The sequence below is a fragment of the Psychrobacter jeotgali genome, assembly GCF_904846315.1.
GTDB classification, from domain to species: Bacteria; Pseudomonadota; Gammaproteobacteria; order Pseudomonadales; family Moraxellaceae; genus Psychrobacter; species Psychrobacter jeotgali.
In genome coordinates, this window is record NZ_CAJHAF010000001.1 from 686,768 (window position 1) to 703,131 (window position 16,364).

The 16,364-nt window shown below is 41.9% G+C and carries 14 protein-coding genes; 5 read left to right on the top strand and 9 right to left on the bottom strand.

Features of this window, described 5'->3' with window-relative positions; all coding sequences use genetic code 11:
- Window positions 1-108: 108 nt before the first annotated feature.
- On the top strand, window positions 109-1,551 hold the full coding sequence (gene radA / locus JMX18_RS02810) for a DNA repair protein RadA (protein ID WP_201583667.1): 1,443 nt from the start codon (window positions 109-111) through the stop codon (window positions 1,549-1,551).
- Window positions 1,552-1,713: 162 nt separating this feature from the next.
- Here radA and JMX18_RS02815 read toward each other — a convergent pair whose 3' ends face one another.
- On the bottom strand, window positions 1,714-2,328 hold the full coding sequence (locus JMX18_RS02815; protein WP_201583670.1) for a septal ring lytic transglycosylase RlpA family protein: 615 nt from the start codon (window positions 2,326-2,328) through the stop codon (window positions 1,714-1,716).
- Window positions 2,329-3,254: 926 nt separating this feature from the next.
- Complete coding sequence (gene rodA, locus JMX18_RS02820) at window positions 3,255-4,397, bottom strand: rod shape-determining protein RodA (protein WP_201583673.1); 1,143 nt, start codon at window positions 4,395-4,397, stop codon at window positions 3,255-3,257.
- A gap of 450 nt (window positions 4,398-4,847) precedes the next feature.
- Between rodA and JMX18_RS02825 the strand changes: the two genes are divergently transcribed.
- On the top strand, window positions 4,848-5,780 hold the full coding sequence (locus JMX18_RS02825; protein ID WP_201583676.1) for a D-Ala-D-Ala carboxypeptidase family metallohydrolase: 933 nt from the start codon (window positions 4,848-4,850) through the stop codon (window positions 5,778-5,780).
- Window positions 5,781-5,983: 203 nt separating this feature from the next.
- Window positions 5,984-6,544 (top strand): hypothetical protein, encoded by a 561-nt coding sequence (locus JMX18_RS02830; RefSeq protein WP_201583679.1) that lies wholly within the window; start codon window positions 5,984-5,986, stop codon window positions 6,542-6,544.
- Window positions 6,545-6,563: 19 nt separating this feature from the next.
- Here the strand turns inward: JMX18_RS02830 and JMX18_RS02835 are convergent, their stop codons facing one another.
- The 4 genes from JMX18_RS02835 to JMX18_RS02850 all read right to left on the bottom strand — a co-directional run bounded on the left by JMX18_RS02835 (window position 6,564) and on the right by JMX18_RS02850 (window position 10,381).
- Window positions 6,564-8,147, bottom strand: coding sequence for a M16 family metallopeptidase (locus JMX18_RS02835; RefSeq protein WP_201583682.1), 1,584 nt, complete (start codon window positions 8,145-8,147; stop codon window positions 6,564-6,566).
- 110 nt (window positions 8,148-8,257) lie between these two features.
- Window positions 8,258-9,742 carry a M16 family metallopeptidase gene (locus tag JMX18_RS02840; RefSeq protein ID WP_201583685.1) on the bottom strand — a complete coding sequence of 495 codons (1,485 nt, stop codon included), beginning with the start codon at window positions 9,740-9,742 and terminating at the stop codon, window positions 8,258-8,260.
- Window positions 9,743-9,807: 65 nt separating this feature from the next.
- Complete coding sequence (locus JMX18_RS02845; protein WP_201583698.1) at window positions 9,808-9,993, bottom strand: hypothetical protein; 186 nt, start codon at window positions 9,991-9,993, stop codon at window positions 9,808-9,810.
- Between the two features lie 136 nt (window positions 9,994-10,129).
- Window positions 10,130-10,381 carry a hypothetical protein gene (locus JMX18_RS02850; protein WP_201583701.1) on the bottom strand — a complete coding sequence of 84 codons (252 nt, stop codon included), beginning with the start codon at window positions 10,379-10,381 and terminating at the stop codon, window positions 10,130-10,132.
- Window positions 10,382-10,706: 325 nt separating this feature from the next.
- Between JMX18_RS02850 and ftsY the strand changes: the two genes are divergently transcribed.
- A complete protein-coding gene (ftsY, locus tag JMX18_RS02855; protein WP_320158318.1) occupies window positions 10,707-12,032 on the top strand; it encodes a signal recognition particle-docking protein FtsY in 1,326 nt (441 codons plus the stop codon).
- Between the two features lie 56 nt (window positions 12,033-12,088).
- Complete coding sequence (locus JMX18_RS02860) at window positions 12,089-12,652, top strand: methylated-DNA--[protein]-cysteine S-methyltransferase (RefSeq protein WP_201583704.1); 564 nt, start codon at window positions 12,089-12,091, stop codon at window positions 12,650-12,652.
- A 215-nt stretch (window positions 12,653-12,867) separates the two neighbouring features.
- On the opposite strand, the gene feoB is transcribed toward JMX18_RS02860, so the two are convergent.
- The 3 genes from feoB to JMX18_RS02875 form a co-directional block, all read right to left on the bottom strand.
- Window positions 12,868-14,739: a ferrous iron transport protein B gene (feoB, locus tag JMX18_RS02865; protein WP_201588193.1), complete on the bottom strand. Its 1,872-nt coding sequence runs from the start codon at window positions 14,737-14,739 to the stop codon at window positions 12,868-12,870.
- Between the two features lie 126 nt (window positions 14,740-14,865).
- Entirely contained in the window at window positions 14,866-15,189 is a 324-nt protein-coding gene (locus JMX18_RS02870; RefSeq protein ID WP_201583707.1) for a ferrous iron transport protein A, read from the bottom strand.
- Window positions 15,190-15,427: 238 nt separating this feature from the next.
- The gene (locus tag JMX18_RS02875) at window positions 15,428-16,177 is read right to left on the bottom strand and encodes a YebC/PmpR family DNA-binding transcriptional regulator (protein WP_201583710.1); all 750 of its coding nucleotides are present in this window, start codon (window positions 16,175-16,177) and stop codon (window positions 15,428-15,430) included.
- Window positions 16,178-16,364: the final 187 nt, after the last annotated feature.

A 16,364-nucleotide genomic window follows, 5' to 3' on the forward strand; every position in this document is an offset into this window, starting at 1 on the left:
ATTCTACACTATCTTCATACTTATGGCCTTTATTAGGATGCTATAAGTTGATGATAGTGCCTTATCTTATATTTATTCATTCTATCGTTTGTACAAGGCACTTATCCTATGGCAAAAAATAAAAGCAGCTATGTCTGTCAGAACTGCGGTGCTCATTTTGGTAAGTGGGCAGGGCAGTGTTCTGACTGCGGAGAATGGAACAGTCTCGTTGAGGCTCCCAATGTTAGCATGCCTCATCATAATAAAACTTCGTCAAAATCAGTAACTAATCGTACGCCATCACGTAATGTTGGCGGTGGTGCGCCAGCAGGGAACTACTCAGGAACTCACAGTGCGGTTATGCCGCTTAATGCGGTCAGCGTAACTTTGGATACGCGTCTGCCAACTGGGATTAGCGAGTTTGATCGAGTCTTAGGTGGCGGCTTAGTGGCAGGTTCAGTGGTGCTTATCGGTGGCGACCCGGGTATCGGAAAATCAACGATTTTATTGCAAACCGCGACCAATATGGCACGTAGCGACTCACTAGCAGGCAGTGCGCTGTATGTCACTGGTGAGGAGTCACTCGCGCAGGTTGCCATGCGGGCGAAGCGCTTGGATTTGCCAGCGGACCGACTGCGGGTACTTGCCGAGACCAACGTTGAGACCATTTGCGCCGCTTTGACCCAAGAGCAGCCAGCTATCGCTATTATTGACTCCATTCAGACCATCTATACCGATGCGATTAATTCAGCGCCGGGCGGGGTCAGTCAAATTCGGGAGTCGGCAGCTATTTTGACGCGCTATGCCAAGCAGACTGGCACCGCGCTATTTTTGGTTGGTCATGTCACCAAAGAGGGTACACTGGCAGGGCCACGGGTACTTGAGCATATGGTCGATACCGTTCTATACTTTGAGGGTCAGTCTGATTCGCGGTTTCGCATGATTCGCGCGGTCAAAAACCGTTTTGGCGCGGTCAATGAGCTGGGCATCTTTGGCATGACTGATATGGGACTCAAAGAAGTCGCCAATCCCTCGGCTATATTTTTGAGTCGTTATGATAAGCCGGTTGCAGGCTCAGTAGTTATGGTTAGCCGTGAAGGTACGCGCCCCTTGTTGGTGGAAGTGCAAGCACTGGTTGACGACTCACAAGGGCAGCCGAGGCGTATGGCTTTAGGTCTAGATTACCAACGTTTATCTATGCTATTGGCAGTTATGCATCGTCATGGCGGCATTCATACTAGCGGGCAAGATGTCTATGTCAACGTGGTTGGCGGAGTAAAGGTTATAGAGACAGGTTCTGACTTAGCGGTACTCTTAGCTTGTGCTTCTAGTATCAAAGAAAGAGCGCTGCCCTCATCACTAGCGGTTTTTGGTGAAGTAGGGCTGTCAGGTGAGATCAGACCCGTTCCTAATGGACAAGAGCGTTTAAAGGAAGCTATGAAGCATGGGTTTACCCACGCCATTATTCCCAAAGCTAATGCGCCTGCTAAAAACTCTGCTCAGTTTAAAGGTATCAATGTGATTGCGGTGGAGCGCTTAGATGAAGCTCTCGAAAGTGCGTTTGAGTTATAGTTTTAACTTATAGTCGTAGTATAGATGCTGACATCGTTAATTAATGACTTAAAATAGCCTAAGCTTTACATTTTCTACAAAAAATTATCCAAAAAAGCGCCTAGCTTACGAGTAGCTAGGCGCTTTTTTTGGTTTATATATTATATGGAATCAATCAGCAGTTTATGGGCCTGAAACTCGCTCAATCGCTACGTTACCTACGCCCTTGCTAGTGATACCCAATTGCTTGGCAGCGCCATACGATAAGTCTAATACTCGGTTGCCATGGAATGGACCGCGATCATTTACTTTGACCACCACACTTTTGCCATTATTGTTGTTGGTCACTTTGACATAGCAGTTCAGTGGTAAGGAGCGGTGGGCTGCGGTTAAACCGTTCATATCGAAAGTTTCGCCACTGGCAGTTTTGCGACCATGAAACTTACGACCGTACCAAGAGGCAAGCCCTGTTTGCTTGAACTTGCTGACAGAGTTAGAAGCCACTGCTGTTAAGCGCTCTAAGACATCTTCATCATTTGATACTTGGCTGGTGTCATTAGCTAATAAAGAGCTATTAAGAGCAAGTGATGTCGGTTGACGTGCTGATTTAACTAAGCTTGATGCGCTATCGTGTTGACGAGTAAGCTCACCTAGGACACGATCGATATGGGAGGCGTTATCTTTTGACAACGTCTTCGCTGATAAAGTGGATTCTACTGCATTGGCATTAGAAGCTACCGCAGAACCAGCAAATAAACATACTGACATTGTGAGTAAACCAGATAGACGCTTATTCATAAATACCTCTGTAACTTATACTATAAAACCTAAGGTGTAACTATTGTTTGAGCTAAATAATCCTAGACCAATCCAGGGTTTTTTCACGCTCTAAAGTGAGAGTTTAAGTGTCGAACTTACATAATGGTAAGGGAGTACTTAAATCAGCTTTATTGGTTTTACAATATGGTTAATTTTATTTCATTATTGTTTATATAACTATTTTAGATAGGCGAACTACAATTAATGTAGAAGGCTTCACTGAATAGATTTAAACGACAAAAGGTTAATGCAAAATGCTTAATGACGGCTCAATTTAAAAAATATTAGAGTTATGATCGCAAGACCACGATTGTTAAAGTTTTCTAAGTTTATTAAGTAATCATTATATTTTGCTATGTTCTATAAAATCAGTGCTTTAGTAAGTCAAGTACTTTATCGAATAATAATAGTATCCACTAAAAATTCAATTTACAACTTTACTATCAAGCTGTGACCTAAATATAATCAATTGCTACTTTTGTTAGTGGCAATGTATAGGTTATGTATTAAAAGCAGTAAGAATGAGAGTAACGTAAAATTTTATAAAAAACAAGTATTAATATTTAAAAAAACTAGGGAGTAATAAGTAGGTTTACAAAGAGGTTTTTAGATGGTTTTAGGTATATTATACTAACAATATCAATTACTTATGATTTTTTATCTTTCCGGATTCTTATTAAATTCATTAACTTATATTTAATAATAAAATAAGCTATAGATAGCTAAATAGACTAAAAACAACCTAGCTACAGGCCGTACGTAATGCTAATAATCTATAATTGCTGCTGGCTATGTGCATCCATCGTAGAGCTATTTCAACCCTTATTATACTGTCCATTAATAAAAATTTTAAAAGCTTAATATGGCCGTCGTCTTTAAATCTTCTGTTTTATCTGAGCCTCTTATTAAACGGCTTTATGCGTGTGGATTGACATCAATAGACCAAAACCTGCCATCAAGGTTACGATAGCGGTGCCGCCATAACTGACAAATGGCAGAGGCACCCCTACTACGGGCAAAATGCCACCTACCATACCAATATTAACGAACACATAGACAAAAAATGACATAGCAATAGCGCCTGCTAAGAGACGGCTATAAGTATCGGGGTGGGTGATGGTAATATATAGAGCCCGTATTAATAAACAAGCATAGGCAAACATCAATAGCATTACGCCAAATAATCCAAACTCCTCAGCGAAGGCGGCGATAATAAAGTCAGTATGACCTTCAGGCAAAAAGTGTAAGTGCGATTGAGTGCCATCAAGATAACCCTTGCCACTAAGACCGCCTGAGCCAATGGCGGTTTTAGATTGAATAATATTCCAGCCCGCTCCTTGAACATCAGCTTCCGGATTGAGTAAGGTCAAGACTCGGGTTCGCTGATAGTCGTGCAATAAAAAATGCCAAGCAAAAGCGATTAATGGAATAGATAAAGCGATTGCGCCTGAGATCATCCACCAAGATAATCCTGCTAAAAACAGCACGAAAATACCGCTAGCAGCTACCAATAAAGAAGTGCCAAGATCAGGCTCTTTAGCGATAAGTAACACCGGCACTATAATAATAGCTAAGGTTACGACGATACTAGAGAGAGAAGGGGGGAGGTCACGCTTGGATAAATACCAGGCGCACATCATAGGCATGCCCAGCTTCATAAATTCGGACGGCTGTACACTCCCAAATCCAGGTAGATTAATCCAGCGCTGAGCACCCATTCTGACTTCACCAATAATATCGACTAGCACCAACAATATTAATCCTAATACGTAAAATATAGGTGTAAAAGAGCGATAAAAATTGGGGGGGATTTGTGCCATGATAAACATAACCACAAAAGCCACCCCATAACTAATTACTTGGCGCATAACCATATCTACGTTTTGAGTAGAGGCACTGTATAAAATGGTTAAACCAATACAGCAAATGGCTAATAGTAGTAGAGTTAGCCAAGGGTCAATATGGATTTGTTGCCACAACGTCGATTGATGGCGCTGGCCAAAATGATGACTTTGACGTGAAAAGCGATACTGCGGGTTCAAGGACATAAGCGTAACGGGCTATCAGGTAGCGAGAAAGGATAAGGACGACTAATAAAAAACTATAAGTAAAGTATAATATTTAGATAAGTGCCAATACTTAAGGCACACGACCTAAGTTAAATAACTAAGTAATTAAATGATTAAGTAAAAGTGATGAAACTGAATGAAAACAATCCATTTGGGCTGCTATTATCAGACACTAAAGCGTAATAAAGTCACCTAATTATAAAGAGTTATCATGAAAAATGTTAATAAAAATATTATTAGCTATTATAGGTGGCAATAGTTTAGCTTGGCTATCTGAAATTTGATAGTATCAGTAATAGGTTTCAATGAGAACTTATTCAGCACGCTTTTAACGACTCCCAGATAAACATTACTGATCGCTGATAACTATTATTAATTAAAAAAATAATCCTTTCAACTTTCAATACCCACTCTTCGACACCAATTAATATGACTATTCTTAAAACCAGCACTGTTCTTACCCTGTCCTTATTTATAGGGATGGCTAGTACGCAGGCGGCGATATTGAGTTCCGATAATGAGCGCCGTATTCAGGTGCGTCATGGAAACAGTAACAATGCTTATATTGCTCCTGACAATCGTAATAGACCCAGTGATGACTCATATCGTACCAATTTAGGTGGTGATAGCTTGCAAGGTCTCATTAATCAAAAACAACGTGAATTTGAATTTGATGCCAAGCTATCTATTGAAGAAAACAAACGAGTTAGGATCAACAGACCTGCAGTTAGTAATCGTTATGATACCCGTTATGGAACGGTGGATAATGGCTATGATTATGAGGACGACTATAGCTATCAAGCTCCTGGCAGGGCTATGGATTTTAATAGCTGGCTGAATAGTAGCCAGTACCGTGCTCAACAAGTGGCCAATTTTCAGCGTTATCTAGGCTCACAGGTAGGGGCTCATAATGTTCCGCCAATGAACCAGTTGTTAACGACTGCTCGCAGTTGGGACAAGTGCGGATATGAACCTTATCAGTTGCCACCGCAGGAGCTATGGTCGAATATTGTGCCTACTATAAAGCTTTATAATGCGCTCAAAGGACAAGGCATCTTACCGTCTACTACAGAGATTCGTTCGGTATACCGTAGTCCAGGACTTAATAGCTGCGCGGGCGGAGCTAATAGTAGTAAACATATGACCGCAGGGGCTTTGGATATTTGGGTGCCTGAATATGAGGGTAACTCGTGGCGTACTAGTGAAATGCAGGATAATTTATGCCGTTTTTGGCAATATCAGGGTAGCCATTATGATTTTGGTTTGGGGATATATTCAACCGGCGCTGTCCATTTAGATACTCAAGGCTACCGCAAATGGGGCGCCCAGCATACCGCTAACTACTCTGCTTGTCGTTATTAGAGAGTTTTAAATTTATAAGTTTTTGGCTTTAATATACGTATCGGTCATCGAAAGGCAAATGCGATATAAAAAACTGTGCTTTAATAGGCACTGCTAATAATCATTGATAACAGTTTATTTTTGATGACAATTATCGAATATTAATGTTTTAGGCTTATTGTTAGCTTCATTGCCAAATTATAGAGATATGTAGAGCGATACTTATGGAAAGCTTGCAATTAGCGTTAGAAAAATTATGGCTGCTATATATAAAAGGATCTAAAGTATTTCGAGCGCCAATGGCTTACATAGGGTTCGCTTTTACCATACTATTATTACTATTGCCCAGCGCTTGCAGTTCAGAGCAGATGAGTAATGAATCAGCTATTAATGAGATTCACTCAGAACACAAAGCTCTAGAAGCGCAAGAGGTCGAAGATAATATTGTCAACTCTTATGCACGTTTAGCGGCAAAACGTGCTGATATCTGCCCTAAATTACTACAAAAACAGGTTGATAACCATATTATTAAGCGTAGCTCTGAGGTGATGGTTAATAATCACTGTGATTACTTTTTATATCCTAGAGTCGGTGAGCGTATCGCTGTTAGTTTAGATAACAACCAACTCGAGGCCCTTCTTATCGTACCTACTATTCATGATTTTGCTAATGGTGATTATGAAGTGGCGGCTTATGACAAACACGTGATTCGCTTGTCGTATAATGGCGCCACTTATAAACCAAAGCGCCTCAGTTACGATGTCTCTATTAAGGTTGTAGACTAAGTCTAAAATATTAGATAGTTTAAGGTTTAGCAGGAGTATTAGTAGGCATTGTGCTCCAAGGATCATCTTGACCTACGGTGACAATCAAAAATTTATCAGGACTGAGCGTCTCACGCATGGTTTTATTAACCTCTGATAGCTTCACGTTATCAATGCGAGTAGTGTAATCGGTCAAATAACTATCAGGTAAGTTATAAAAATTCATCATCCCCAATAAACCATTAATCCCAGCGTTACTGGCAAAACTCATCGGAAAGCTATTCTTTAAGTTGTCAGTAGTTAGGCGCATCTCATTGGCGCTAATGCCATTCTCTAAAGTGTTATCAATGACCGCTAAGCTGGCATCAATAGCAGCGCGAGCTTTATCAGTGCGAGTAGAAAAGCCAATCTGATAAGGACCCCGTGCCAGCATTGGATTCATTGAGCCTGAAATACCATAAGTATAGCCAAGGTTTTGACGTATCTCAGTCATCAGTCTGGCATTAAAATCCCCACCAGCCAAGACCTCATTACCAACCGCAAAGTTGGTTTGCTGCTGCTGGGCAACAGGATTGGTAGCGCGCTTATTACCCAATTGACCCATGAGTACCGTAGTTTGCGTACTAGGAAAAGGAATATGAATATGCTGGGCTTTGGTCAACGGTTTAGGTTCAGGTAAAGTAGCCGCTGCCTTACCAACTGGTAGTTTGGCAGTGATAGCTTCAGCGAGCTCTTTAGCCTGCTCTAAAGTTAGGTTGCCGGTCATAGCAAGAGAAGCATTGGCTGCGACTAAATAACGCTTTTGAAAATCAGTTAGATCATCTCGATCGATAGTTGGCACACTCTCAAGGGTACCGGACGTTGGCTGAGCATAAGGGTGCTCATCATACAAAGCTTTATGAAATGCCAAACTGGCAAGACTACCCGGATCTTGCTTTTGTTGTTGCAGGCCGACCAATAATCGAGCTTTATTACGAGCTAAAATCTGCTGATCAAAGCTAGCTTCAGTCAACATTTGGGTCATCAAGTCAATAGCAGGCAGCAGATGCTCGTCATCAGATAAGCTGCGTAGAGAGACAATAAACATATCTTTATAGGCGCTACTACCCAGATTGATACCCAAGGTTTCAACCGCGCGGGTAAAGTCATCTTCGTTTAGTTTATCAGTGCCTTGCGACAGCATGGTAGCAGTCATATTGGCAATACCAAAGCCATCTGGACGTAAACTGCTATCGCGTGCGCTACCGGCATTGAAGCGTAAATCAATATCAACGATCGGCAAGGTGGTGGCACGTACAAAAGCCACTGGAACGCCAGCCGTGGTTTTGAAATGCTGGATATCTGGCACGCTCATTTGTAGTGGTTTTACGTCATCCAAACTGCGCAGAGTAGCTAGGGCAGCAATCGGCGCATCGGGATTTAGCGTCGCACTGGATTGACTACGATCCTCTATATAATCATCAGCATAGACTGGAGTAATGAGTGCTGAGAGACTTAATAATAAAGCGGATTTTAAGTAAAAACGGCGCTTAGTCTTAGAGATATGAAGTCTTTTGTTTACAGCAGATTGAGCGTTTGGTTTTGCGTCTGAATCTTTAGTAGACACTAGGGTTTTATAAGGCATAATTTTCTTCTTATCAAAGCAGGGTTAATAGCTATTAATAGTTAGCAACTATTTTACTAACTATTAAGGGTTAGCGTATTTTGGATGATTGGCTGCGTTATTCATAACCGTTATTTAGCCGCATTGCCTTCTTTATTAGGCGGTACGATATACATAACGGTTAAGTTATTGTTTACCAAATACTTTTTGCTGGCGGCTTTTATGTCTGCAACCGTAACTTTATCCAGCTTGTTTGGTAGCTCTGCCAGCAACCTATCATCAAGACCAATAGTTTGTAATGAGCCAATCATTCGAGCCTGTCCTGCCATACTGTCTTGAGCATAAATCAGACCTGTCATGGTGTTGGTCTTAGCGCGGCTAATCTCCTCAGCCTTGATAGGGTCAGTAGCCAACTTGTCAATCTCAGCCATGATAGCTTTTTGCGCACGCTCCAAACTCACCCCTTCACGCGGCGTCGCTTGCACTAAGAATAATCCGTCGCCGCGATCAAGCAAGTCATAAGAGGTGCCGACAGTAGTCAGCAAACCCTGTTCACGTATCAATCGACTCTCAAGCCTAGCGGATAGCCCGCCGTCTAACACATCTTGTGCTAAAGATAACGCATAAGCTTGGTTCTCGTTATCCGTAGTCAATAAGCTCGGTACGTTATAACCCATTAATAGTACCGGCACCTCAACGGCTTGCTCGGAGCTGACTTGCTGATAACCACGGAAACCTTGCTGACGGACAGCGGGACGCTTAGGTAAATTACTGGGTGTTAATTCTCCAAAATAGCTTTTAACTTGTGCTAGTGCTTGTTGCGGCTCCACATCGCCCACAATAACTAAGGTAGCATTGTTAGGCGCATACCAGGTCTTATACCACTGTTTCAAGTCTGCAAGGGTGATAGATTCAAGCTCGTTCATAGGACCAATAACTGATTCGCCTTTGGGGCTATCAGGTAGCGCCAACAGACGAAACGACTCATACGCTTTGGCAAGTGGATTGTCATCGGTACGTTGACGGCGCTCTTCCATAACAACCTGATGCTCTTTAGCAAACGCTTGCTCATCAAAGATAACATTGGTCATGCGGTCCGCTTCTAGCTCTAACGCCAAGGGTAAGCGATTAGCTGGGAATAATTCGTAATAACCAGTATAGTCGTAACTGGTAAAAGCGTTATTGCTGCCACCAAATTTGGCAATCAGACGCTCAAAGTCAGCGCTTGAAACGTTGGTAGTACCTTTAAACATCATATGTTCAAGCAAATGAGAGATACCGCCTTTATCAACGGGCTCATCGGCTGAACCCACTCGATACCATATCTGGGTCATCACCACAGGCGCACGGTGATCTTCTTTGATAATAACTTTTAAGCCATTATCTAACTGATATTCATGCCGACCGGACATATCCATAGCCAAGGTTTGCGATTTATCAGCTGCTAATTCACTCTTAGGCGTATTATCAGTTGATGTCGCTGTATCGTTAGCCGTTGTCTGGCAGCCAGTAAGAGTCGTGGCTATAGCAAGGGCGCAAGCAATACCTAGCTTTGACTTTTTAGAATATTTGGATAAAGGGGATGGCAATGATGGAGCGAATAAAGACCAAGGCATAAGGTTTTCTACTTATAAGATTTATGAATAAAGAGAGCGAACAATCAACCGATAAATATGGGATATTATATGGATTTATGTCCCCCAACCATCACACTAGCGGTTGGTTTGAAGCCTTGCGTAGTATTACAGCCTACGGTTGATACTAGTAAAGTAGTCATAATCATAGCGACAATTATTTTGACAACCCTTTTAGAATGAGAAGCGGTGGGCGTTTTATTAGCATTATAAGTGCATATTATTGAGGACATAAATTTTCCTAAGTCTTAAAGTAAGATCAAAAGTAAGATCAGTTATCAAAAATAGATTTTCTTGCAAAGAGATTTTTATTAGCCGAATTTTCCCAACATGTTCATAAATAGCGCCATTCCTATAGCGATAAAATTATCATAAAATATCTTTCATATCGGAGATGAGCACAGCTGTGGGCTCAAGGGCATTCAGAGTGGCGCAGCCTACCGCTGAAAATGATAATCCCGCTATGGCTAGTATTAGAGCCATTGCTTTAGCTTTTTTTAATATGAAACGTCTATCAGTATTCCTCTCTAAGCGCTTCTTAAAAACAGGCTTGCTATCAGCGTCAGTAACGCTTGATAGAGATTTAGGGCTTGATAGCTGCGCTGTGGTTAGGAGTAACATATTTGTTCCTATCGTAAATGAATAACTATTTGGACAGCTCTCTTTTGAACCCATACTTAGAGCGGTTAACTATAAACCGACTGTAGCGGAGTTTGAGAGTACTAAAGTCAGTTTTTTGTGTCTAAACCTTAATCTAACTTTTCTTATCCCTTTTCTATAAGTTTATCATTCATTACTATAGCTCGGGTGTCGCTAAGTGGTTGTTGAATTATGCTAAACTAGCGTAAAACCAATACTCATTTTAATGATTTTTTATGCAAATAGAATTAGAGCTTATTTGATATTCAATTATGACTCTAACTTTGATAATTTTTAGGGCAAACTTATGAATAACCCCAATAATGCTAATCGCGTGGTCATCAACCTTGACGGTAGTCTTGATGATTTGGATGACGATGATATTACCTTACCCAGTCTGCCAGCGCAATCTGTCGATATCATTGATGAACCGATAGCCGATAAGCCTGAAACTGATGCTGCGTCAGAGACTAGCGATGATATTGCTTTAGGGACACCAATTGTGACGCCTGAGCCTCCAGAAGCTACTGAGGTCGCCATTAGTGATCACGATGTAAAAGCTAAGTCTGCTACGGTGCCGACTATGCCATTACAACCACAATTAGGTGAGAGTAGTAGCGCTAGTACGAGTAGTAATGTTAGTACAGAGATGCAGTCAGAGGTCGGTCAACAAGCGCAAGATCAAGATTCGCAAGGCCGCCAAAAAGGCAGTTGGTTCAATCGCATGAAGTCTGGGCTAAGTAAATCGCGTAAAAACTTAGCCGAAGGTATGGTTAATATTCTCATTGGTGGTAAAGAGATTGACGATGAGTTATTAGAAGAGGTTGAAGATCAGTTATTAGTAGCTGATATCGGTGTTGACGCTACCAATCGTATTATCAAGAGTTTGACTGAACAGACTGCCCGTGGCGACCTGATTTATGCGCATTCTTTGTATAAAGCGCTCCAAACAGAATTGGTTGATATTTTGACGCCAAAGGTAGCTCCTTTGGTTATCGATACCAGTAAAAAACCTTTCGTCATTTTAGTAGTTGGGGTGAATGGGGTGGGCAAAACCACCACTATTGGTAAGTTGGCTAAGCGTCTGCAAGGTGAAGGCAAGTCAGTCATGCTAGCCGCTGGCGATACTTTCCGTGCAGCGGCAACTGAACAGCTGCAGATTTGGGGTGAGCGTAATCATATACCGGTAATTGCTCAAGGTCATGGTTCCGATAGCGCATCCGTTATCTTTGATGCCATGCAATCTGCTAAAGCCAAAAACATCGATGTTCTCATTGCTGATACCGCAGGCCGCTTGCAAAATAAGACTCATCTAATGGCAGAGCTCGAAAAAGTGGTGCGGGTTATGCGTAAAGCGGATCCTACGGCACCGCACGAGGGTATGATTGTTCTTGATGCGGGCACCGGTCAAAATGCTATCAATCAAGTGGAGCTGTTTAATAAAGTCGTTCCTTTGACCGGTATTACCATTACCAAACTCGATGGTACCGCTAAGGGCGGAGTAGTCTTTAACATCGCTGAAACTACCGATGTGCCCATTCGCTATATTGGAGTAGGTGAGTCGATTGATGATTTGCGCGCCTTTAGTCCTAAGCAGTTCGTTGCAGCGTTGTTTGAGACTGAGGAAAGCTAAAATCTTGAGAAGCTAGCCTTTGGGTTTACACCTTATTAATGAAAAGAGCAGACGCTATGATAGTAACGACTACCGACTTAGAGCAATATAGCTTGATTTTAATTGCTAGTACGAATGAGCATCCAAGCCCTAAGCTGGTGGAAGTAAATTGGCTGCCAAAGGATGATATTTCATGGCGTGCTTCCAAGTCGTTTGCTCAGCTCAAAAAGCATTACCGGCTAAGCGCTGATGATTTTAGCTTTATAGATAGTAATAGCCTAAGTAGAAAAGACCCTTCCCAAGCTTTATTATTAACAGCGATTGATCAGCTGGACGAATATGCTGCTGGCAAGCGCAAGGTTTTTGATCTGCCACTGGATTTGTCATTGGGTACTGAATTTCAGCAAAAAGTATGGCGAGCACTCCAAGATATCAATTATGGTGAAACTATCAGTTATGCCACCCTTGCCCAAAATGTCAATAATCCTAAGGGTTACCGCGCAGTTGCCAATGCTAACGGTAAAAATCCATTTAGCATTATTGTTCCTTGCCACCGTGTGATTGCTAGCGATGGCAAACTTGGCGGCTATACTGGCGGACTCGATAAAAAGGAGTATCTGCTAGCGCTGGAAGGAGTCTAGTGTAAAATTAGTGAGTATTAAAACTGACTCCTAAGAGCATGTAAAAAGCCAAAAGCTATCTATAGTTTTTGGCTTTTTACTATTTAGAACACTTGCCGCAGCCTGAACAGTCTTTTGACTTTTTGAAGATTACTCTGCTCCAAACATAATAAACAGAGATAGCCACTATTATAAACACAAGAAGATATTCTATTGGTGTACTCATAACTCATTCCTTAAAAACCAAAAATTTGCCCTGTAACTCGATAAACTATCCACGCCATCAGGTAAGCCAATACAAACAAATATCCTGCGATAGCTAGTGTTTGCTTTAACGATTTAGTTTCGCGGCGAATAACGGCAAGGGTAGCAAGACACATAGGCGCATAAACATAAAATGCTAAAAATGAAAAAGCAGTTGCCAGTCCCCATTCAGCATTGATAATGGGGATAAGTGTTTGGCTAATAGCATCGTCACTAACACTGCTTACAGCATATACCGTACCTAAAGCGGCAACTACTACTTCTCTCGCTGCCAGTCCGGGAATCAAGGCTATACACATCTGCCAAGTAAAACCAATGGGTGCAAAAATAGGCTCAAGCAAATGCCCAAGCATACCTGCAAAGCTATAATTAATAGCAGGGCCGGCAGCGTTAGCAGGCGCTGCTGGAAAGCTCACCAATACCCATAATAAGACCGACAGAGCAAAAATAACCGTACCTGCTTTCATTAAAAAGGCACTTACCTTGTCCCAAAGCTCGCTAGCAATATGCTTGATATTAGGTAGGCGATAAGTAGGCAGCTCCATCAGGAGGGGAAAGGCAGACGTTTCTGATTTTGTATGATGAAAACGTTTAAATAGCCACGATACTAAGGCGGCCGAACCAATTCCAGCGATATATAAGATAAATAAAGTCATGCCCTGCAAATTAAATATACCCAGCACCTTATGGTTCGGAATAACTGCCGCGATTATCAGCGCATAAATAGGCAGGCGTGCCGAACAGGTAAGCATGGGCAATACTGCGATTGCGATAAAGCGCTCTCTGTGATTAGGAATGGTACGGGTCGACATGACGGCTGGTATCGCACAAGCAAACCCCGACAGTAAAGGAATAAACGAGCGTCCCGATAGCCCAACTTTAGATAATACATTATCCAATAAGAACGCCGCGCGCGGCAAATACCCTGAATCCTCAAGGATTAATAAGAATAAAAAAAGTAGCGCAATTTGTGGCACAAACACGACTACGCTACCCACACCAGCTATAATGCCATTTACGATTAAGCTCTGTAGCATACCATCTGGTAGCCATGTTGCTAATAATACGCCGAGGCTACCCACTAGCCATTCAAGCCCATCCATGAGCGGTGCTGCCCAAGCATAGACGGCTTGAAATATAACAAAAAGAATCATCAAAAGGATGACCATGCCTATGACGGGATGAAGCACCAACTGATCTATACGCTCATGCCATTTTGGTAAGCTTTGTGGTCTCGTCACCGCCTGATTTAGAATGTTATCTGCCATCTGGTACATAGACTGCGTATCAGTGTCGGTATTATAAAAACGCATGGCTGGCGCTTTATTGCTTAAGTGTTCAATGAACTCATCGGCCAAATCTAATAACTGTTTGCAGCCTTTGCGTTTGATAGCAACGGTTTTGACCACAGGTACGCCAAGCTCTGCTGATAGCACGGATTCATCGACTATCAACCCGCGGCTTGCTGCCACATCACTCAGATTGAGAGCTACTATAATAGGTAAGCCTAAATTCTTGAGCTCTAATAGCATACGCAGCGACATACGTAAGTTAGTAGCATCAGCCACGAAGATTATCCCATCAGGTACAGACTCGCCCGGCATTTGACCCATTAAAACCTTACGAGTGACTTCTTCATCAAGGCTGGTAGTTTTCAAGCTATAAGTACCTGGCAGATCTATAATATTTACCCCAGAATGCCCCAGTAGGGTAGCAGTACGCTTATCGACGGTTACTCCCGAATAGTTGGCGACTTTGGCTTTAGATCCTGTCAGAACATTAAAAGTAGCGGTCTTTCCGCAGTTCGGTGCGCCTACTAAGGCAAGCGTGATGGGGGTAGTTATTGCGACGGATGGTGTGATTGGCATCGAGTAGGACATGGCTTATTCATCGCTTCATGAGTGAATAGTATAGGAAAGCCCTTTTAGTGTGACTTTTGAGTAGTTTTCGAATGGTTATATTTATTACGACTAAGTCGTTAAAGGGTGACACCTGATTTTCATAAGCTCATCAGTACGTAAGCTAAACTGTGCTCCAGTGCCCAGCTGTACTACGTAAGGCGGTTTGCCAAATAAGCTTTTGGCAATCACCCGGATGGTCGTATTGGGCAAAAACCCCAAATCTTTTAGTCTTTGACTGATTGTGCTATCGATATCACCAAATCGATCATTGGCTATGACCTCATCAATGATGGCAATTTGCTGCTTACCTAAATCTAATAATGAAGATAGATGCAATGAGCTAGTTTCCAGATTAGTATTAGTATGATAAGACGAGAATAAAGTAGCCTTCATAAACCAACTCCAGTTATTGTTATCAAAAGATAATGGTATTGCAAATGATAATTATTACTATCTAAGTTGATTATATTCCTCGATTAGAAAAAATACAATACTCATAAAGGGGAATTGAAAGTTTCAATAAAAAAACCAAACAGCTTAATACTGTTTGGTTTCGGAAGTTAACTCTTTAGAAGAGTGAGAGGGTATAAAGTATTAAGCGAACTGGATAGTCCGATAGTATAACGATAGACTACTCTTCAAGCTGCGCCATCACTTCATCGGTGAAGCTGACATTGGTATAGACCTCTTGTACGTCATCCAAGTCCTCAAGCATATCTATCATTTTCATTACCTTTTCTGCATCGTCAAGGTTGTCAATTTCAGCATTGGTTGATGGCGACATAGTGACCTCAGCGTTATCTGAGATTAAGCCTGCGGCATTTAAAGCATCCTTAACTTGACCAAAAGTATCTACTTCAGTGATGACTAACAAGCTGTCACCGTCATTTTCGATATCTACTGCCCCTGCATCTAATGCCGTCAGCATGACATCCTCTTCTAAGCTAACGTCATTAAAGCTGATCTCACCGCGCTTATTAAATAGATAAGCAACCGAGCCTGAGGTTCCTAAATTACCATCATATTTAGTAAAGGCGTGACGTACTTCGCTGACGGTTCTATTGACATTATCCGTCATGGTTTCGACCAGTACCGCCACCCCGCCGACGCCGTAACCTTCATAACTGATTTCATCCATATTGTCATTGTCACCACCCCCTGCACCGCGCTCAACCGCACGATTGATAGTGTCTTTGGTCATATTGACTGACAAACCTTTTTCGATAGCCGCACGCAAGCGTGGGTTTTTATCAGGGTCGGGATCACCTTGTTTGGCTGCTGATACAATCTCGCGGATGACTCTAGTAAATACCTTACCTCTAACCGCATCTTGACGGGCTTTACGATGCTTAATATTTGACCATTTAGAATGACCTGCCATGTTATATCCTTAAATTACGCTATATCGTATTATGAGAAATAGAAAAATTAATAAAGTGAGTTATATTAAATTTTACAGCGGCTTTTATAACTATAAGATTAAGTATTTATTAATTATATGTCGTTAAAAGCTGTTTTTTGTTACACTGTGGCAACTTATAAGTCGTTATGATTGCTATAATTGGTCG

Bases quoted from the DNA above. Each gene is read 5' to 3' on its own strand.
- JMX18_RS02875 (WP_201583710.1), bottom strand. From the start codon at position 16,177: ATGGCAGGTCATTCTAAATGGTCAAATATTAAGCATCGTAAAGCCCGT.
- JMX18_RS02845 (WP_201583698.1), bottom strand. From the start codon at position 9,993: ATGTCCTCAATAATATGCACTTATAATGCTAATAAAACGCCCACCGCT.
- JMX18_RS02815 (WP_201583670.1), bottom strand. From the start codon at position 2,328: ATGAATAAGCGTCTATCTGGTTTACTCACAATGTCAGTATGTTTATTT.
- JMX18_RS02860 (WP_201583704.1), top strand. From the start codon at position 12,089: ATGATAGTAACGACTACCGACTTAGAGCAATATAGCTTGATTTTAATT.
- rodA (WP_201583673.1), bottom strand. From the start codon at position 4,397: ATGTCCTTGAACCCGCAGTATCGCTTTTCACGTCAAAGTCATCATTTT.
- JMX18_RS02870 (WP_201583707.1), bottom strand. From the start codon at position 15,189: ATGAAGGCTACTTTATTCTCGTCTTATCATACTAATACTAATCTGGAA.
- JMX18_RS02830 (WP_201583679.1), top strand. From the start codon at position 5,984: ATGGAAAGCTTGCAATTAGCGTTAGAAAAATTATGGCTGCTATATATA.
- ftsY (WP_320158318.1), top strand. From the start codon at position 10,707: ATGAATAACCCCAATAATGCTAATCGCGTGGTCATCAACCTTGACGGT.
- JMX18_RS02840 (WP_201583685.1), bottom strand. From the start codon at position 9,742: ATGCCTTGGTCTTTATTCGCTCCATCATTGCCATCCCCTTTATCCAAA.
- JMX18_RS02850 (WP_201583701.1), bottom strand. From the start codon at position 10,381: ATGTTACTCCTAACCACAGCGCAGCTATCAAGCCCTAAATCTCTATCA.
- JMX18_RS02835 (WP_201583682.1), bottom strand. From the start codon at position 8,147: ATGCCTTATAAAACCCTAGTGTCTACTAAAGATTCAGACGCAAAACCA.
- JMX18_RS02825 (WP_201583676.1), top strand. From the start codon at position 4,848: ATGACTATTCTTAAAACCAGCACTGTTCTTACCCTGTCCTTATTTATA.
- radA (WP_201583667.1), top strand. From the start codon at position 109: ATGGCAAAAAATAAAAGCAGCTATGTCTGTCAGAACTGCGGTGCTCAT.